Raw genomic sequence first — 18,909 nt, 5'->3', positions numbered from 1 at the left:
ATTAATTGATTAAATAGTTAATAATGGCCGATTGCACGTAGTACATTTGCACCGACTCGATTTGATTCATTTGAAACTTCAACTGCAATTCCTGAATGTCCAGCACATCATTAAAATCGATAGTGCCAGTTTCATAATTTTTTACCAGAATTTCTTCGGCATCTTGGGCTTGTTTTAGGTTGCGCTCTTGTGTGTTGTATGCGATGCGTGCTTGGTTGCGTTGTGATTGCGCTTTCGCGAAAGCGGATTCCAGCACATTCAATCGCTGTTCCTTTTGGGTCTCTATTTCTTGCTGTCGCAACTCGTTCTGTCTTGAAATGGATTTGTAACGGTTGTTGAAAATGGGTATGGAAACCGATACCATAGGCATCAATACATCTTTCCCATTATCGCTGAAGTTGACGTCGCTACGTTCTGTTACGGGCAAGTAGTCTAAACCAAAACCAATCATTGGTAAACTCTCGCGCTGGTTGAGCAGTTCAGATTGTGCTACCGATTCGTAGAGCTTGTCATATTTGAGCAGTTCGGGATTGAGTGCTAACGCTTCATTTTTGTAAAATGGGTCTTCCTGTGGAATTTCCATTTCTGGAACGACGTCAACCGTCATTATTGCATCACGGTTGAGCAAGTTGTTGAAAGCCGTTTGTTCTGCTGTAAATTCTTCTTCCAGCACTTCCTTTTGTTGTTGTAATTCATTTTGCCGTATTTGAAGTCGCAATACATCTACGGCACTCGCTTTGCCCACTTCTACAGATGTGAGTGCAAGTTGTTCGTAGGTTTCCAGTAGCTGAATATTTTCGTCCAACACTTCTTGTTTGGCTCTTATAGCATAAAGTCGATAATACGATTGTGCGACCGAAAGTGCGAGCTTGCGCTTTGCAATCGTGATTTCCACATATTCGGCATCTGCCATTGCTGTTGCGTAATTTTCACGAGCCGTGATAGTGCCGAACCACGGCAACATTTGTTTTACACCAATTCGTGCACGTTGTGCGCCCACTCTGGTTTCAGGCTCGCTCACAAAATAGCCGGCACTTACTTCGGTATTGGGAATCCAGTTGGCTTCGTTTACCTTTTCTTCGGCGATGTTGTATCGCAATTCAAAGGCTTGAATTTCTGGATTGTTGGCCTCAGCTTCCTGAATGTAGGATTGTAATTGTTGTGCTTTCGCGAAAGCGGAAACAAACAAAAACACCAGTATATATTTTAATTTTTTCATCTGTTTGCTTTTTTAAGTTGGTATTCCTTTTTCCAGCTATATAGGACTGGCAGTAGGAAATAGGACGTGACATCGATTATCATTCCGCCAAAAATGGGAATCGCCATCGGTATCATTATATCGCTTCCTTTTCCTGTAGATGTGAGTACTGGTAGTAGTGCCAAAACTGTGGTTACGGTTGTCATCAAACACGGACGAATACGTTTACCTGCGGCTTCCAAAGTGGCGAGTCGTATGCCTTTTTGGTTGTCTGGCTCGTTGCTTTTAAAAGATTGGTCTAAATAGGTGGCCATTACTACACCATCATCCGTTGCGATACCGAAAAGGGCAATAAAACCTACCCAAACGGCCACACTTAAATTGATGGTTTTCATATTGAACAAGTCCCGCAGATTTTCGCCGAAAAAGCTGAAGTTGAAAAACCAATCTTGCCCATACAACCAAATCATTATGAAACCACCTGCAAAGGCTACGGCAATGGCGGTAAACACCATAAGCGATGTAGAAACCGACCTAAATTGGAAATACAAAATCAAGAAAATAACCAGCAAACAGAGTGGTACGACAACCGATAAGGTTTTCTCTGCCCGCAACTGATTTTCATAAGTACCCGTAAAGCGATAGCTAACACCTTGTGGTACGACCAGCGAACCGTTATCAATATTTTCTTGAATCAAGGCTTGGGCATTTTCTACCACATCCACTTCGGCAAAGCCATCGAGTTTGTCAAACAGCACGTAGCCAATAAGAAAAGTGTCTTCACTTTTAATGACCTGTGGTCCTTGTTCGTATCGAATTTCAACCAATTCGCCCAGCGGTACAGGACTTCCTTTCTCAACGGGAACATAGATATTACGCAAGTCGTCTGGATTTGCCCGTAATTCTCGTGGATAGCGCACACGCACGGCATAGCGTTCACGACCTTCCACAGTTTGCGTAAGTGGCATCCCGCCCACGGCCACTTGCAGGATTTCCTGTACATCCATAATGGATATGCCATATCGAGCCAATTGGTCTCGCTTAATATCGATGAGCAAGTAGGGTTTGCCCACGATACGGTCTGCAAAAACAGCTTGTTCCTTAACGCCTTCGGCTTGTTTTAAAATGTCTTCCAATTCCAGTCCGAAGTTTTCTATGGATTTTAAATCAGGCCCTTTTACCTTGATGCCCATAGGTGCTCGCATTCCTGTTTGTAGCATAACCAATCGTGTTTCGATGGGTTGCAACTTGGGTGCAGATGTAACGCCTGGCAACTTGGTTACTCGCACAATTTCGTTCCAAATATCATCTGGACTTTGAATGTCTGGTCGCCAGTTTCGGTAGTATTCGCCGTTTTCATCTTCAATCAAATCTTCCCGTGTGGCAGTGGTTTTGAGTGAGGCTTCGTCATAATTGGCATCCTCATCTACCTCGTAATTTGGGTTGATAATGAATTTGTTATTCTTCAGTACAAATAACCCATCGTCATTGACCTTATAGCGTTGTCGCTCGCCAGAACTATTCCGCATATATTCAGATTTATACTGAATAACATTTTCATACATTGAGAGTGGTGCTGGGTCGAGTGCGCTTTCCGTTCTTCCAGCCTTTCCCACCACAGTTTCAATCTCTGGGATGCTTGCCACCGCCATATCGAGCTGTTGCAGCACACGCTTGTTTTCTTCAACACCTGCGTGCGGTAAGGATGTGGGCATCAATAGGAATGAACCTTCATTGAGCGCTGGCATAAACTCTTTGCCCGTATTCCGCATTATAATGATACCCAGCGTGAGTACCGTAGCCGGAACGATTAAGAACAGATACCTATTCTGAAGTGCCCATTTCAAAATACGCTCATAGTATATCCTGAAAATCGAAAACACACCAAGAAGTCCAAAACAGATGATGGAAACAAATACCAGGTTCATCACAATGCTTCGGTCGAAACCTAATGGTCGCCAGTATTCTGCCAGAAGGAATACGATGGCAACCGATGAAATGATGATGTCAAGCAGGTTTTTGCGCTTTAGCGAAAGCGTACCTCGCATCCTTAAAAATGATGTTGCGGCAAAGGCGATAAGAATTAGTCCTAACCAAAAACCGTAAACGATGGCGATAATTCCCAATAAAACAAGTAAGCCATTGATGACATACTGTGTACGTTCCCGCACACTCGTCTTGCGGAACAGGAATGCCGCGATGGGTGGAATGAGAAATAACGCAATGATGAGTGATGCCGTGAGTGCCATTGTTTTGGTAAAAGCAAGCGGGCGGAACAGTTTTCCTTCGGCACCTATCATTGTAAATACGGGCAGGAAACTGATTATTGTTGTTAAAACTGCTGTTAGGATAGCGCCAGAAACTTCGGCAGTTGCGTTGTAGATGATTTCGTTTGTGGTGTATTCGGTACCATTTTTATTAAGGCGCAGCTTTTCATCTTCCAAGTGTCGTATCATATTTTCAGCAAGTATGACGCCCACGTCGACCATCGTTCCTATGGCAATGGCGATACCCGATAATGCGACAATGTTGGCATCTACATTAAAGAGCTTCATCGTGATGAACACCATTAAAACAGCTACGGGCAATAATCCTGAAATAAGTATAGACGCACGAAGGTTGAATACCATTATGATGATGACGAGAATGGTTATGAGAATTTCCAGCGTGAGTGCTTCGTTGAGCGTGCCCAGCGTTTCTTGTATGAGTTCGGTACGGTCGTAAAATGGCACGATGGTTACTTGTGTGGTGCGACCATCTGATAAAATTTTTGTTGGAAGTCCAGAGCTTATTTCGGCGATTTGTGCTTTGACATTATTGATGACTTCCAGCGGATTTGCACCATAGCGAGCGACTACAACACCACCTACAACTTCGGCACCTTCCTTATCGAGAATACCACGTCTTGCCGCTGGTCCCAGATGAACGTTTGCTACGTCTTTGATACGGATAGACGTAAAGTTTTCAGAATCTACCACGGCATCTTCGATATCTGAAATGGACTTTACGTAGCCCAATCCGCGCACGAGATATTCAGCTTGGTTGATTTCGAGGGTTTGTGCGCCTATGTCTTGATTGCTCTGCTTCACGGCTTTGACCACATCGCCCATACTAACATTGTACTGGCGCATTTTTTCTGGGTCAATATCCACTTGGTATTCCTGAACATACCCACCTATGGAAGCCACTTCAGAAACACCGCTTGCAGAGGATAATCCATACTTTACATAGTAATCCTGAATGCTGCGCAATTCCTGTAAATCCCAACCACCAGTTACGTTGCCATCTTTATCACGACCTTCCAGCGTGTACCAAAATATCTGTCCGAGGCCCGTGGCATCTGGCCCAAGAGACGGATTGACACCATCGGGCAAGAGGTTTGCAGGAAGTGAGTTCAGTTTTTCCAGTATGCGACTGCGCGACCAGTAAAACTCAATGTCTTCTTCAAAAATGATATAGATGCTGGAAAATCCAAACATAGAAGAACTACGAATAGTTTTCACGCCTGGTATGCCCAGAAGGGAAGTGGTAAGCGGATATGTGATTTGGTCTTCAATATCCTGTGGCGAGCGACCTTGCCACTTTGTAAAAACAATTTGTTGATTTTCGCCAATGTCTGGAATGGCATCAACGGCAACAGGGTCTGTAGGTAAAAAACCCGTTTCCCAATTAAAAGGTGCGTTGACCACGCCCCAACCCACGAATAGGGCGAGTAGTAGAACGGCAACAAGTTTGTTTTCTATGAGAAATTTAATGCTCTTATTCAGCATAGCATTTGATTATTAGAGTTTTGGAATTACGTGCTGCAAAAAATGGCAAACACGAGTTTTAGCCCACGATACCGCACCTGCGGTATTGGGCTTCATTCAAAAAATCTAACAAATCAAATTAAGAAAGTCTGGTGCAGCACTTGCACATCCCGTTTGACAAAGGGTCGCGGGTAATCTTCAAAAGGAACTTCTTCAGATTCGGTTCCTTCAAATAAGTTTATATAAAAATATGTAAAAGCAGCGATGAACGTTTGCTGCTCGAATGAAAGTGTGTCAAAAGATATTTTAAGGTCGTCTTTGCCTTCCTTTACAATTTGTTGGTCAGTACAACAAGATTTCTCAGTCATTTTAGGATTCTCACAAGTTTTGGTAGGTTGCGCTTTTTCCATTCCGCAACCTTCAGCTTTTGAGAATAAACTGAAATCGACCAAATTGTCCCCACAATAATGCATATCCACAGTAAATGACATAGTAGAGAACATCACTACAAGGGCCATCGAAATGGATAATATTTTATGGAAAACTTGTTTCATCGTTGCAAAATTACAAAATTTTAACAGTTTTTATTGGGATTAACAGAAATTTAATTAAGTAATCCATTATTAGACACTTTAATAAATTTAAAATTCTTATAAGATATAAACTACTGAATATAAAATACTTCAAAAGTATTATTAAGAATAATTCTAAATAATATTGGTTTTTTGAAATCAGCACATTACATTTGTCCTCTATTTAAAATCATTCTAAATAATTTATTACCAATGAGAATTCTATTTTTTCTACTATTTATCCTACAGTTTACGTATATATGGGGGCAAACAAATCCTCAAAAAGAAGATACCATCCAACAAAAAACGGAACGTCTAAAAGAGGTTATTATATCTGCCAACACCATACTGGGCAGTAAATTTGAGATTAAAAACAAAACGGGATCTGCGAGTTATATTTCTGAAGAGGATTTAAAAAAATTCTCTTACACCAATATCAACAGGGTTTTACAAACAGTTCCAGGAATTAATATTTACGAAGAGGATGGGTTTGGACTACGCCCAAATATAAGTTTACGAGGCACATCACCTGAACGTAGTGCAAAAATAAATTTGATGGAAGATGGCGTTCTCATAGCCCCTGCACCCTACAGCGCACCTGCCGCCTATTATTTCCCAACCATTGGGCGTATGCAGGCCGTCGAAATCTTAAAAGGAAGCAGTCAAATTCAATATGGACCCAACACCACTGGTGGTGCTATTAATATGATTTCTTCCCGAATTCCTGACGAATTTTCTGGACGAGCTTCCATTGCCGCAGGGAATTATGGCTCAAGAAACACGCAATTAGTCATTGGTGACAGCTATCAAAACTTTGGATTTGTAACGGATTATTTCAATTACAGCTCAGACGGTTTTAAGGATTTAGATGGTGATGGCAATACAGGATTTGATAAATCTGATTATTTAGCCAAGTTTAGGGTCAACTCAAATTTAGATGCAGAAATGTATCAGTCACTAACATTTAAAATCCAATATTCTGAAGAAGAGGCAAACGAAACTTACTTGGGATTGACCGATGAAGACTTTGAAGAAAACCCTTATAGAAGATACAGGGCATCGTCTGAGGATGTAATGAACGCCGAACATCAACAATACCAACTTACCCATTTTATACAAGTATCCCCATCGTTAAATATAAGTACCACTGGTTACTTGAATAAATTCAAACGGAATTGGTATAAGTTAACCGATGTAAACCTTGGCGAAAGAGTGAGCATAAACAGCATCCTATCATCACCACAGGATTACCCCTTAGAATACCAAACCATTTTAGGAAACGAAGACACCCAAGACGATGTTATGGGCATAAAGGCAAACAACAGAACATACACCTCAAATGGTGCTCAATCCATTGCCAAATTACGATGGGGTTCTGGCTGGTTACAAACTCTGGAAGCTGGAATACGTTACCACGAAGATAACGAGGACAGATTTCAATGGGTGGACAGATATGCTTTTGAAAACCAAGAATTAATACGAACCACAGTAGGCGAAAAAGGTGCAGATGCCAATCGTATAAGTAGTGCAAAAGCATTGGCGGCACACCTCTTGTACACCCTTAAAATTGAGAACCTTACTTTAACACCTGGTTTGCGTTATGAAAATATAACCCTTACCCGAACGGATTATGGCACGAGCGACCCAAACAGAACTGGTGAGGATATAGCTATTCGCGAAAATAACGTAGATGTATGGATTCCAGGCATAGGTGCAAATTACAGATTCAATAACCATATATCAGTTTTCGGTGGGATACATAAAGGATTTTCGCCACCAAGTAATACACCGGGACAAAATGCAGAAGAAAGTATTAATTATGAGTTGGGTTCCCGATTTGGCTTTAAAGGTTTTTCTGGGGAACTTGTCGGATTCTACAATGATTATCAAAACCTGCTGGGAAGTGATTTGGCCGCAACAGGTGGTACAGGAAGCCTTGACCAGTTTAATGCTGGTGAAGTGCGTGTAAGTGGCATTGAACTTTTGCTAAATTACAATTTGCTATACAATACATCAGGGAAATTTAAACTTCCTATATCGATTTCCTACACCCTTACCGATACCGAATTCCTGACCAGTTTTGATAGTAATGAAGATATTTATGGGGTAGTGACCAAAGGGGATGAAATACCATACATTGCAAAAAACCAATTAAATGCTACCTTAGGGCTACAGCATAAGAAATTTGAAGTAAACCTAAATTCACGTTATACAGGTGCATTTAGAACCAAGGCTGGTTCTGGACAGATTCCAGAAAATTTTAAAGTAGATTCTAATTTTATCGTTGACTTATCTGCGCATTATTTTCTTAATGAAAATTTTACGCTATCAACAAACATAATAAACTTATTTGATTCAGAATATGCAGTATCCCGTGTCCCAGCAGGTTTGCGTCCCGGACATCCTTTTGGATTTAATGCAGGGTTACAATTCAGTTTTTAAAGATATATTGTGGAAACAATAATATCAACTATAATTAAAAGTTATTAGCAACAATTTGAACCTTCCTGAATCGGTGGACAGGCGACATTACCGTAAGAACAGAATACACAGCAATCGCCTTCTTTTGGTTTTAGTATTTGTTTGCAATTCTCACATTCGTAAAAGAATTGACAGGCATCTGTAGGCATTTGCTCTTTTTTTTTGTGACTGCAGTATGGGCACGAAATTTCTGATGTTAATATCATATTTATTATTTTTTTACTGAATCATTACAACAAGAAATCTCAAAAACACCTTTATAAGGAATCTTTTCGTTTAATCTATCGATAAAATATCCTGGATTTTTATTGAACTCTAAAACACATTGCGGACATCTACAAAATAAGAAGTTCCGTTCGTTGTATAGAATACTTACTACTTGGTTTTCTGGTTTTTCAGCAAGACAGACTGGACAAATAATTAGATTTTTTATTTCTGCAATATATTTTTCCTCATTGTTTTGGAATTGCTCAATACATCCTTGACAACAAAAAAAGTAATCTTGATCTTTATATTTTATTGATAAGCGCGGTGTGCTTTTTATTCCCAATCGAACTAAAGAGCAACCACAAGTTGGGCAAATTTTTAATTTCATTTTTTTTATTTAAATCAATAATCTGTTTCATTGTAATGAATACTAAAGCATATAGGTTAGGTCGGATGCCATTGTAGGGTATGAAAATATCATTGTCCGCAAATCGCTTATGGTCATCTTGGTCTTTATCGCCATTGCAAAAAGATTGATGGTTTCTTCACAATGAGGCCCGATCAGATGCGCGCCCAAAATGGTATTATTATTTTTATCGATGATTGTTTTATAAGCATATTCATCCACATTCAGGCGTCTCGCATTGAACCAATTATCCACTTTTTCAAAATTGACATTGATATCATATCCCTTTTCTTTGGCCTCATCTTCCAATAGGCCAACGGTTGCCATAGTGGGCAAAGTGAAAACTACGGAAGGCATTGGGGGATAACTGACTTTTTTCTCATTTCCTTTAATGATATTTGAAGCTACGACGTGTCCTTCCAAAACAGCTACGGGTGTTAAGGGCAATCCTCTTGAGTCCGCTGCATCGCCAGCTGCATATATGTTCGCGTTCGATATGCTCTGAAGGTTTTCGTTGACCTCTATCCCCTTTTTTGAGAAGGATATACCTGCTTTTTTCAATTCTAAATCAAAAATGGCTGGGGGACGGCCAGCGGAATTAAATACTGCTGCCGATTTGAAGTTAGTTTCCTTTCCGTTTGAAATTCCTGTAGTTATGTAGTTGCCATCTTTACGTTCAATTTTAGAAACTTCAGTTTCAAGAACGAGCTTGACACCTAAATTACGTGTGGCATCGACCAAATGTTTTACAATATCCTTGTCAAAGTTTTCCAATGGACGTTTGCCTCGATGTACTATTGTTACCTCGGCACCGGAACGTGCGGCAATATGGGCGAATTCAAAGGCGATATATCCGCCACCGATGAAAAGCAGGGATTGGGGTAATTCCTTAAGATTTAGAAAATCCGTACTCGTTTTCGCAAGCTGTCCGCCTTCAAAGTCTAAAACTTTTGGTTTTGAACCTGACGCAATTACAACTTTATCAGCTTGAATGGTCTCGTTACCTATTCTTAGGGTATTTTCATTTATAAACGTAGCGGAACTGTGAAAGGTATCGATGCCGTTCTTCATATACCCCTTTTCTATTTTCCTCGGCATTTCATCGACGAAAGTCTGTTTGAACGCCATTATATCCTTCCAGTTAATATCCGGAATGGTATCAATGCCTTTCCCTTGAAGCCTTTTGGCGAAGTCGCGCACTTCCGTAGCACCGATAATCACTTTTTTCGGGTCACAGCCTCGTAGGGCACAGGTGCCACCATAAGGTAGTTCATCGGTTATGCCGACCGAAAGACCTTTTGAGGCACATTTATTGGCGATTGTCATACCGGCCATACCCGAACCAATAACGAAAACATCATATTTTTTCATCTACTTATTTTCTTTGGTGGTATTCTCGACTACTTTGTATCCTGTGCTCTCTATGGCTTTTCGGATTGTGGGCAAATCGGTTTTAGTCTTATCAAATTCCACTATGGTGTTGGCATTTTCGTAGCTGGCTTTTACAGAAATAATTCCATCCAACTTATTGACTTCACTTTCTACGTGTGCCTCACAACCTGCACAGGTCATTCCCTCAACATCAAAAGTGTGCTTTTCGATATTGGATTGAGAGACATAGACGATTTCCTTAGTAGGCTGTGCGTAAAATATGTTGGCATAGTACGGGAAAGCCAACATCAATCCAGCAAATACGGTTACGATGAACAAAAACCGTTTGGATTGCCAAAACGAAGGTTTTGCATCATCCTCACAGGCGCAATCTATTTCTACCTGAGTTTTCGGCCGTAGTTTCTCGTACCAGGCAAAGACCAAAACAATAATGGTCAGGCCGATAAGATAGGGTCTAAATGGCTCGACCCAAGAGAATGTAGATGCAATTCCACTTGTGCCGGCAATTAATGCCAAAACAGGTGTAATACAACATATTGATGCTGCAACTGCGGTAAAAATGCCGGTATAGGCCGCGGTGTTTGAAGTTTTATTCGTTGCCATAATATAAAATTTCTAAGCTGTTTTCTTTCTTGTCGAAATTGAATTGAAAATTCCATTCAAAACATTGTCCTCACTCTTTACCAGCGAATAATATAAAGTTTGCCCTTCACGTCTCGATGTAATAATTCCTGCATCCTTCATTTTTCGGATATGCTGGGATACGGCGGGAACACTCATTTCAAGAATGTCCGCAATATCGCAAGGACACAATTCATTCTCTATGTTCAATAGGAATAGAATTTTCAGTCGTACCTCGCTTCCCGCGAGAGACAAAACTTTGCTTATTGCATTAAGGCTGTCCGAAGAATTCTCTATTGTTTCCTTGCATCTCGATATTTGCTTCTTGTCTGCTTCGTTCCGTGTACAAGTTATTTCCAAGCTCATCTTTTTTGATTTAAAGTGGTTACAAATATATCATTATTATATTATTTAAGCAAATACTTAAATAATAGCAATGAATACTGAAATATTAATTATTTAATAATTAAAAAGATATAAATCTTAGAGTTTATTAATAAAACATTTTATTTGACATCAATTAAAATGACACACTTAAAATAACAAAATGTTGTACCTATGTTGTACCCAAGGTCAAAAATCGTGAAGAAAACTTACTTTTTTAAAACGAAAAAGCCGAAGATTTCTCTTCGGCTTTTGTGCGGATGACAGGAATCGAACCTGCACACCTCGCGGCATCAGATCCTAAGTCTGACGTGTCTACCAGTTCCACCACATCCGCATTTTAAATATTTTAACACTTTTTCTTAGGTTAAATCCTAAGTCTAGCGTGTCTACCAGTTCCACCACATCCGCAATAGAAATCCGTAAAACGGGATGCAAATATAAACAATAGTTTCAATATTCAAATAGCAATTTTTCAAGAATATAGTCGGTTTTGTTTTTCTTATTTTTGTTTTAAATCAAATATCACAATGCAAAACATACAATCATATATTAAAGAACATCAACAACGCTTTTTAGATGAGCTCATTGCGCTTTTAAAAATTCCATCAATAAGCGCAGATTCTGCCTACAAAGCCGATGTAATAGAAACCGCTAAAGTCATTAAACTTAGCTTAGAGCAAGCAGGTTGCGACACGGTTGAAATTTGTGAAACAGAAGGCTATCCTATTGTTTACGGAGAAAAAATAATCGATAAAAATCTACCAACAGTTTTGGTTTACGGCCACTATGATGTGCAACCACCAGACCCTTTGGATTTATGGCATTCGCCACCATTTGACCCTGTGATTAAAAAAACGGACTTACATCCCGAAGGTGCTATTTTTGCACGAGGTGCTTGTGACGACAAAGGTCAAATGTACATGCATGTCAAGGCTTTAGAATATATGACAACCAATAATGAATTGCCGTGCAACGTAAAGTTCATGATTGAAGGCGAAGAAGAAGTTGGCAGTGTCAATCTTTCAAAATTTGTAAAAGCAAATCAAGAAAAATTAAAAAATGATGTTATTCTTATTTCAGATACCGGAATGATTGCCAAAGACGTTCCGTCTATAACCACCGGACTTCGAGGCTTGAGTTATGTCGAAGTTGAAGTCACTGGACCAAACCGAGATTTACATTCTGGGCTTTATGGAGGTGCAGTAGCGAACCCAATAAATGTACTAACAAAAATGATTGCATCGCTTCATGACGAAAACAACCATATAACTATTCCAGGGTTTTATGATAAGGTAGAAAATCTCTCTGATGCAGAACGTGCCGAAATGGCCAAAGCTCCTTTTTCATTAGAAAATTATAAAAAAGCATTGGATATCGATGCGGTTTATGGTGAAAGCGGTTACACCACAAACGAACGTAATTCCATTAGACCAACACTAGACGTCAATGGTATTTGGGGAGGATATACCGGTGAAGGTGCAAAAACCGTAATTGCGAGTAAGGCCTATGCAAAAATATCGATGCGTTTGGTACCAAATCAAGATTGGAAAGAGATTACCGAATTATTTAAATCACATTTTGAAAATATAGCACCTGATGGTGTTAAAGTAAAAGTTAAGCCGCATCATGGTGGCCAAGGTTATGTAACACCTATTGATAGTATAGGTTACCAAGCAGCTTCAAAAGCTTACGAGCAAACCTTTAGTAAAAAACCAATACCACAGCGTAGTGGTGGTAGTATTCCTATTGTTTCGCTTTTTGAAGAAGAACTCAATAGTAAAACAATTTTAATGGGTTTTGGACTGGATAGCGATGCCATTCACTCGCCAAACGAGCACTTTGGTATTTGGAATTACCTCAAAGGTATTGAGACCATTCCATGGTTTTATAAGTATTTTACTGAAATGAAATAATCAATGCTACTAAGCCAAGAATATCGGGAAGTTTGGAGTACCAAAAGTAAAATAGCTTTTAGGTTCGTATTCTCGTATTTTGTTCTGTACATCTTTTTAATGTTTTGCAGCGGTCTTTTTGAAAGTCCATTCCGCTGGATTGGCAGAACAATTCTTGGTTTTAATTATGATTTTGACATTAGTGGCTTTGGAAGTGGCGATCACACCTACGCCTATATTACACTTTTTGTAAATGCGGTTGTTGCTGTGATCGTATCGATTATTTGGTCTTTATTAGATAAAAATCGCCCGAGTTACAATAAGTTATTCTATTGGTTTTTAGTCACGATTCGTGTGTTTCTTATTGTATTTATGTTGCTGTATGGTTTCGTAAAAGTTTTTCAAATTCAATTTAGAAGTCCTTCCTTGATACATTTGCTTCAACCTTTGGGTGAGTTTTCCCCTATGGGACTTGCCTGGACTTATATGGGTTATTCTAAAGGTTTTGGTGTGTTCGCTGGGCTCATGGAAATAGTTGGTGGCTTACTGTTGATTTCAAGAAAAACCACCACTCTGGGTTCATTTATCATTATTGGTGTTATGACTCAAGTGGCAATGATGAATTTAATGTTTGATATTCCTGTTAAACTTTTTTCAATCCATCTTATCTTAATGGCATCAGTAATATTTGTAACAGATATTAAAAGATTCACATCTGTGTTCATTAAAAATAAAGCGACAAATGCTTATGAGTTCTACCATCCAGTATCATCTAAGAGCTACCATAAAACCATTAATAAACTCAAGAAAATTTTCGTGCCTATTATCTTACTTGTAGCGTGTGTGCTTGGCTATTTGGGTGAGTTGAACGTGACCGACAAAAACCATAAACCGCATCTCTACGGCATTTGGGAAAGCGAACTATTTGTAAAAAACTCAGACACAATTGCACCTTTAATTACTTCCAGCAACCGATGGCGATATTTAGTGATTGAGAATAAAGGCCGCGCTATTGTAAAGACCATTGATGACGAACTTTTACGTTATAATTTTAAATTAGATACGGTCCAAAAGAAAATTTCGATGTATACAGAAAATGGCAAAATGGACAGCCTAAACATCAACTACATATATAAAAATACAGATTACTTGAATCTTGAAGGAAGCTTGAATAATGACAGTATATCAGTGACATTATTTAGAAAAAATCTTGATGATTTCCCATTAAGGTCAAGAGGCTTCCATTGGATAAACGAAAGACCATATAACCGTTAAATCCATTAATAAACGAAATTATTTTAACTCTACACTTGTAGAATATAAAATATATTTCTACATTTGTAGAGTTAACTCTAAACCTGTAGAATATGGAACTATCAAAATCCGAAGAACAACTGATGCAATATCTCTGGAAGCTAGAAAAAGCTTTTATGAAGGATTTATTAGATGCCTATCCTGAGCCAAAACCAGCAACTACAACGGTCGCAACATTATTAAAACGTATGATAGGCAAGGGCTTTGTAAATTATAACACCTACGGAAAATCTAGAGAGTACTTTCCTCTTGTAAAAAAAGAAGACTATTTCTCAAAACACGTCAACGGACTTATTAAAACCTTTTTTAATGATAGCGCATCACAATTCGCTTCCTTTTTTACACGTAAAACCGACTTAACCAAAACGGAATTAGAGGCGTTAAAGCAAATTATTGACAAAGAAATTAAAAGCAAATAATTATGGACATCTATCTCTTAAAGTTTTCAGGTTGCTTGTTGGCGTTTTGGTTGCTCTATGCCCTTTTGTTAGAAAAACAAAGCGCTCACCAATTTAAGCGTTTCTATCTATTAGGTGCTATCGCAATTTCATTGCTCATTCCAACTATGACCATTACAGAATATATTGAACCTGTTGCGACTAATTTAGAAACTGTACCAATGGTATTGCCTACGGAATTGGCCTATGCTGAAATTCCAATAGAACAGGCTTCTTTTCTAGAATTAGAAACTGTGCTTTGGCTTATTTATGGTCTGGGCGTGCTTTTGTTCAGTATTAGGTTTATGGTAAATTTCTTCAAAATGTACAGACGCATTACAAGAAATCAAACTATTTCAAAACATTCTTTTATCTACGTCTTGCTCAAAGAATATCGTATTCCGCATTCATTCTTCAACTATATATTTTTAAACAAATTAAAGTTTGAATCGCAACAAATACCAAAAGAAGTAATGCTTCACGAAGAAACCCACGCCAAACAATTACACAGTATTGATATTTTGGTATTAGAAGTATTACAAATCGTGTTTTGGTTCCATCCGTTAATCTACATTCTAAAACACCATATAAAACTAAATCACGAATTTCTGGCAGATCAAGCTGTTCTTAATAATGGTATCAATGCCAAGGCTTATCAAAACACGTTATTGCAATTTTCATCTCCCGATAATTATCAGTTATCAAGTGCCATAAATTATTCATCAATTAAAAAACGATTTACAGTTATGAAAACACAAACATCAAAAACCAGAATTTGGTTGAGCAGTTTAATATTGCTCCCGATTATTGCTATTCTATTTTACAGTTTTGCTGAAACAGAATATGTTGAGAAAGAAGCGTCACAAGTATCACAACTTCAAAACCAAATTACAAATGCAGGTGCTACAGAAGCTATGATGCTAGAATACAAGGATTGGATCAAGAAATTAAATACTGATTCATCAGGTCTTATTATACCTGTGGGCACATGGGAGCGCCTAGCTGCTATTTATGACCTAATGAGCGAAGAGCAACGTAACTCGGTTGACACGCATCCCTTACTTCAAGAAATAACTCCTGATTTGTATTCTGTAACACCTAGCGAACCAACGGCTGCACAGTTTAAATCATGGAAAAATGAAGAAGAGTTTGCCATTTGGTTAGACGGAAAGCATATCTCAAATTCAAAATTAAACAACTATTCTTTAACGGATATTGCACATTTTAGAGGCTCTAAAGCTCATAAAAATGCACGTAGTGAAAAGTTTCCTCAGCCCTTTCAAATTAATTTATATACCAAAGACGGGTTTTATAAATTTTATAAAGAAGCTTTTATAAGTGATTATAGAGGACTTACAGAAACCTATTCTAATGCAATTAAAGACTACTTAAAAGGTCCGCAAACAGATAATTCTGAACTTAGAATAATAAAAGCGCAAGCCGATAAGTTTTATGGTTCTTTTACCAAAGAGGAAAAAGAAAAACATAACATTTTACCAGCACCACCTGTACCAGCAGAGAAACAATCTTCACTTAAACAATCGTTGAATAATTCAGTTAATGAAGTCAACTCAAAACAACAAACTAAAACTTTGACTGTATTGATCAACCGAAAAGATGAATTTTTAATAAATGATGAGCGCGGCAGTTTGGAATCATTGGAAAAATTATTGAAATCAATCCCTGACACAAAGGATTATAAACTTTATTTTAAAACCGATAAAGAAACTTCGAAAGAGGTTACTAACAAAACTTTTGTCTTACTTAAAAAATATGACATTCTCAAAACTGCTAATGAAGCAGACTGGGATAAAGTAAATGAAATATTAGACCAACAAAAAGCAACAAAAAAACAAATAGCTGACTACAACGCTTGGGCTAAAAGAATTAATAACGCTATTGATAAAGCAGAACGTAGTTCTTCAAAAGTTAAAGAATACCCTATTATAAAACAAAAAGATTTTGAGAAATTCGAGCGTATTTACAAAGTATTGATGTCTCAAAAACAAAGAGAAAATGCAGAGCCTTGGCCAAATTTTTCAAACTGGCCACCACCTCCACCTCCACCACCAGCGCCAGAAAGAGCTACAGTTATCGAAATAGCAGAATATGATGTTTGGGCAAAAAAAATGAATATGGCCATTAAAAAAGCAGAGTCTGGCAATAATAAAAGTTACTACCCAAGAATTAAGAAAGAAGATTACGATAAATACTATAACATATTCAGTAACTTAATGACTGAAGCACAACGCGAGACTGCTGAACCATGGCCAAATATTCCGCCACCTCCTCCGCCTCCACCACCAGCGCCAGAAACACCAAAAGTTATTAAGGGAGGTAAAGACAATCCTCTTCCTCCACCACCACCTCCACCTGCACCTCAAGAAATACCGGCTGTATCTGATCCAATAGAAGTAAATGGCGTAACTTATTATTTCTCACAAAAAAATGGGAAGACAACTTATTATGATGAGCAAGGAAACGAAGTGGACATAAATAAAATTCCGCCTCCACCACCAATTCCAAAAAATGCGACACCAGAACAAAAAGCAAAAATGAAGAAAGCTACTGACGCATACATGAAGGCCAATCCAGATAAAGTAGGAAAAGCAACAATGGAAAATGGCGAGGTCATCGATGTAGTTGAAGTCCCGAGTGATTTACAAGGCAGTGTTGATATAAATGGTGAAACATTTTACTACACAACAAGCTACGGTAAAACAACATATTATAACAAATATGGCAAGGAGGTAAAAATGGATAATTTACCACCTCCTCCACCACCAAAGTCAGCTTATGAATTTGTTAAAAGTTTAAAAAACAGCAGTGTAATTTATTATTATAGGGACAAAAAAGTGTCTTATGAGGAAATTTTAAAAATTACTAAAGACCAACCTAATATAAGTATGCAATCCGATATTAAAAACAGTGAAGGATATGTGAAATTTTGGATAGAAGACTAAATTAAAAACTGATTAAAGCCTCAACAAATGAGGCTTTTTTCATTTGATAATGTAACAAACACACACTTTTAGCGTTCTAATAGACTATCAATCAAATCAATTACATTATGCTAAAACAATTCTTCATCCTCTGCTCTGGTGCCGACTCTGACATCCTCAACGAATGTTCTAATGGTGAACAAAACAAATATGCTGGCATAGGTGCCACAGTTTTTTTTACGGCAGTTATGGCCACAATTGCGGCGAGTTATGCGCTTTACACTGTTTTTGACAATTTATTTACCTCCATTTTTTTTGGGTTAGTTTGGGGACTTCTTATTTTTAATCTAGACCGATACATTGTTTCCACCATTAAAAAAAGAGATAATGTTATAGATGAAATTATTCAGGCAACACCTCGAATTTTCTTGGCTATTATCATTGCGGTTGTTATTTCAAAACCGTTGGAACTCAAGATTTTTGAAAAAGAAATCAACCAAGTATTGTTAGAACAAAAAAACGATTTAACACTTGCCAATCAAAATCAGATAGCTGAACAATACAGTCCAAAAATAGCAAACCTCGAAAGTCAAATTGCTGGACTTCAATCTGAAGTTGACCTCAAAGAAAATGAAGTCAATGCACTTTACAACACTTACATTACTGAAGCAGAAGGTACATCCGGAACTTTGAAATTGGGCAAAGGTCCTGTATATAAAGAAAAACGTGAAAAGCACGATGCCGCACTGGCAGAATTGCAACAATTAAAAACAGATAATAAAACTAAAATTGAAGCTCTTGAGAATGAAATCTTATCGCTTCAAGGTGCGTATAACGCCAATGTTTCAGAATCCCAACCTATCATTGACAATTTCGATGGCTTAATGGCTCGTATTACTGCATTAGGCGCATTGCCGTGGTTACCTTCATTCTTTATTTTCCTATTGTTCTTGGCTATTGAAACCTCTCCAATAATTGCAAAGTTATTATCACCAAAAGGTGAGTTTGACTTCAGATTAGAAGATCAGGAAACTGTGGTAAAATCTTGGGTTACCCAACAAGTGGCAGAGCGCCAGTTATTAGTTAAAACAGATAACGACATTAATAATAGGGTATATACAGAAATTGCCGACGAGGAAGAAATCATGAATTACAAACGCAAAAGGGCTCGCGAACTCATGCAACACCAAGCCGATGCATTTTTGAAAAAGCAGAAGGGTGTGCTTTAAATTTAAGCTATAAAACACACTCGTTAGTTTGAGTGGTGTGATTTTATAAGCATTGGATCGAGAACTATTAAAACAATAGTGT

General features: G+C 38.2%; 14 protein-coding genes and 1 tRNA gene. 6 read left to right on the top strand and 9 right to left on the bottom strand.

Annotated elements, in window-relative coordinates; genetic code table 11:
* Position 1: 1 nt before the first annotated feature.
* The 3 genes from HM983_RS01305 to HM983_RS01295 all read right to left on the bottom strand — a co-directional run bounded on the left by HM983_RS01305 (position 2) and on the right by HM983_RS01295 (position 5,501).
* On the bottom strand, positions 2–1,219 hold the full coding sequence (locus HM983_RS01305; RefSeq protein ID WP_115122574.1) for a TolC family protein: 1,218 nt from the start codon (positions 1,217–1,219) through the stop codon (positions 2–4).
* The gene (locus tag HM983_RS01300; RefSeq protein WP_179343494.1) at positions 1,216–4,968 is read right to left on the bottom strand and encodes an efflux RND transporter permease subunit; all 3,753 of its coding nucleotides are present in this window, start codon (positions 4,966–4,968) and stop codon (positions 1,216–1,218) included. The genes HM983_RS01305 and HM983_RS01300 overlap by 4 nt, the downstream gene beginning before the upstream one ends.
* 113 nt (positions 4,969–5,081) lie before the next feature.
* Positions 5,082–5,501: an HYC_CC_PP family protein gene (locus tag HM983_RS01295; protein ID WP_179343492.1), complete on the bottom strand. Its 420-nt coding sequence runs from the start codon at positions 5,499–5,501 to the stop codon at positions 5,082–5,084.
* A 231-nt stretch (positions 5,502–5,732) separates the two neighbouring features.
* On the opposite strand from HM983_RS01295, the gene HM983_RS01290 reads away from it, so the two are divergent.
* Positions 5,733–7,961, top strand: a complete 2,229-nt coding sequence (locus HM983_RS01290) for a TonB-dependent receptor family protein (protein WP_179343490.1) — start codon at positions 5,733–5,735, stop codon at positions 7,959–7,961.
* A 44-nt stretch (positions 7,962–8,005) separates the two neighbouring features.
* Here the strand turns inward: HM983_RS01290 and HM983_RS15815 are convergent, their stop codons facing one another.
* The 6 genes from HM983_RS15815 to HM983_RS01265 all read right to left on the bottom strand — a co-directional run bounded on the left by HM983_RS15815 (position 8,006) and on the right by HM983_RS01265 (position 11,347).
* The gene (locus HM983_RS15815; protein ID WP_246277436.1) at positions 8,006–8,206 is read right to left on the bottom strand and encodes a GDCCVxC domain-containing (seleno)protein; all 201 of its coding nucleotides are present in this window, start codon (positions 8,204–8,206) and stop codon (positions 8,006–8,008) included.
* Positions 8,207–8,211: 5 nt separating this feature from the next.
* Positions 8,212–8,595: a YHS domain-containing protein gene (locus HM983_RS01285; protein ID WP_115122569.1), complete on the bottom strand. Its 384-nt coding sequence runs from the start codon at positions 8,593–8,595 to the stop codon at positions 8,212–8,214.
* A 42-nt stretch (positions 8,596–8,637) separates the two neighbouring features.
* A complete protein-coding gene (locus HM983_RS01280; protein WP_179343488.1) occupies positions 8,638–9,984 on the bottom strand; it encodes a dihydrolipoyl dehydrogenase family protein in 1,347 nt (448 codons plus the stop codon).
* Positions 9,985–10,608 carry a mercuric transport protein MerTP gene (merTP, locus tag HM983_RS01275; RefSeq protein WP_179343486.1) on the bottom strand — a complete coding sequence of 208 codons (624 nt, stop codon included), beginning with the start codon at positions 10,606–10,608 and terminating at the stop codon, positions 9,985–9,987.
* A 12-nt stretch (positions 10,609–10,620) separates the two neighbouring features.
* On the bottom strand, positions 10,621–10,992 hold the full coding sequence (locus tag HM983_RS01270; protein ID WP_047550245.1) for an ArsR/SmtB family transcription factor: 372 nt from the start codon (positions 10,990–10,992) through the stop codon (positions 10,621–10,623).
* A 273-nt stretch (positions 10,993–11,265) separates the two neighbouring features.
* Positions 11,266–11,347 (bottom strand) — tRNA-Leu (locus tag HM983_RS01265).
* 193 nt (positions 11,348–11,540) lie between these two features.
* Here HM983_RS01265 and HM983_RS01260 point away from each other — a divergent pair.
* The 5 genes from HM983_RS01260 (at position 11,541) to HM983_RS01240 (ending at position 18,827) form a co-directional block, all read left to right on the top strand.
* Positions 11,541–12,926 carry a dipeptidase gene (locus tag HM983_RS01260; protein WP_179343484.1) on the top strand — a complete coding sequence of 462 codons (1,386 nt, stop codon included), beginning with the start codon at positions 11,541–11,543 and terminating at the stop codon, positions 12,924–12,926.
* Between the two features lie 3 nt (positions 12,927–12,929).
* Complete coding sequence (locus HM983_RS01255) at positions 12,930–14,180, top strand: DoxX family protein (protein WP_179343482.1); 1,251 nt, start codon at positions 12,930–12,932, stop codon at positions 14,178–14,180.
* A 92-nt stretch (positions 14,181–14,272) separates the two neighbouring features.
* Positions 14,273–14,638 carry a BlaI/MecI/CopY family transcriptional regulator gene (locus HM983_RS01250; protein ID WP_179343480.1) on the top strand — a complete coding sequence of 122 codons (366 nt, stop codon included), beginning with the start codon at positions 14,273–14,275 and terminating at the stop codon, positions 14,636–14,638.
* 2 nt (positions 14,639–14,640) lie between these two features.
* The gene (locus tag HM983_RS01245; RefSeq protein ID WP_179343478.1) at positions 14,641–17,619 is read left to right on the top strand and encodes a M56 family metallopeptidase; all 2,979 of its coding nucleotides are present in this window, start codon (positions 14,641–14,643) and stop codon (positions 17,617–17,619) included.
* Between the two features lie 107 nt (positions 17,620–17,726).
* The gene (locus tag HM983_RS01240) at positions 17,727–18,827 is read left to right on the top strand and encodes a DUF4407 domain-containing protein (RefSeq protein WP_179343476.1); all 1,101 of its coding nucleotides are present in this window, start codon (positions 17,727–17,729) and stop codon (positions 18,825–18,827) included.
* The last annotated feature ends 82 nt before the right edge of the window (positions 18,828–18,909 follow it).

Origin of the sequence: Winogradskyella ursingii, from assembly GCF_013403975.1 — a bacterium.
Taxonomy (GTDB): domain Bacteria; phylum Bacteroidota; class Bacteroidia; order Flavobacteriales; family Flavobacteriaceae; genus Winogradskyella; species Winogradskyella ursingii.
The sequence above is the reverse complement of the archived record's forward strand: the minus strand, read 5'-3'. Positions and strand labels throughout refer to the sequence as shown.

What these genes read in the sequence shown, in the direction of transcription:
- HM983_RS01305 (WP_115122574.1), bottom strand. Translation starts at nt 1,219, where the DNA reads ATGAAAAAATTAAAATATATACTGGTGTTTTTGTTTGTTTCCGCTTTC.
- HM983_RS01300 (WP_179343494.1), bottom strand. Translation starts at nt 4,968, where the DNA reads ATGCTGAATAAGAGCATTAAATTTCTCATAGAAAACAAACTTGTTGCC.
- HM983_RS01295 (WP_179343492.1), bottom strand. Translation starts at nt 5,501, where the DNA reads ATGAAACAAGTTTTCCATAAAATATTATCCATTTCGATGGCCCTTGTA.
- HM983_RS01290 (WP_179343490.1), top strand. Translation starts at nt 5,733, where the DNA reads ATGAGAATTCTATTTTTTCTACTATTTATCCTACAGTTTACGTATATA.
- HM983_RS15815 (WP_246277436.1), bottom strand. Translation starts at nt 8,206, where the DNA reads ATGATATTAACATCAGAAATTTCGTGCCCATACTGCAGTCACAAAAAA.
- HM983_RS01285 (WP_115122569.1), bottom strand. Translation starts at nt 8,595, where the DNA reads ATGAAATTAAAAATTTGCCCAACTTGTGGTTGCTCTTTAGTTCGATTG.
- HM983_RS01280 (WP_179343488.1), bottom strand. Translation starts at nt 9,984, where the DNA reads ATGAAAAAATATGATGTTTTCGTTATTGGTTCGGGTATGGCCGGTATG.
- merTP (WP_179343486.1), bottom strand. Translation starts at nt 10,608, where the DNA reads ATGGCAACGAATAAAACTTCAAACACCGCGGCCTATACCGGCATTTTT.
- HM983_RS01270 (WP_047550245.1), bottom strand. Translation starts at nt 10,992, where the DNA reads ATGAGCTTGGAAATAACTTGTACACGGAACGAAGCAGACAAGAAGCAA.
- HM983_RS01260 (WP_179343484.1), top strand. Translation starts at nt 11,541, where the DNA reads ATGCAAAACATACAATCATATATTAAAGAACATCAACAACGCTTTTTA.
- HM983_RS01255 (WP_179343482.1), top strand. Translation starts at nt 12,930, where the DNA reads ATGCTACTAAGCCAAGAATATCGGGAAGTTTGGAGTACCAAAAGTAAA.
- HM983_RS01250 (WP_179343480.1), top strand. Translation starts at nt 14,273, where the DNA reads ATGGAACTATCAAAATCCGAAGAACAACTGATGCAATATCTCTGGAAG.
- HM983_RS01245 (WP_179343478.1), top strand. Translation starts at nt 14,641, where the DNA reads ATGGACATCTATCTCTTAAAGTTTTCAGGTTGCTTGTTGGCGTTTTGG.
- HM983_RS01240 (WP_179343476.1), top strand. Translation starts at nt 17,727, where the DNA reads ATGCTAAAACAATTCTTCATCCTCTGCTCTGGTGCCGACTCTGACATC.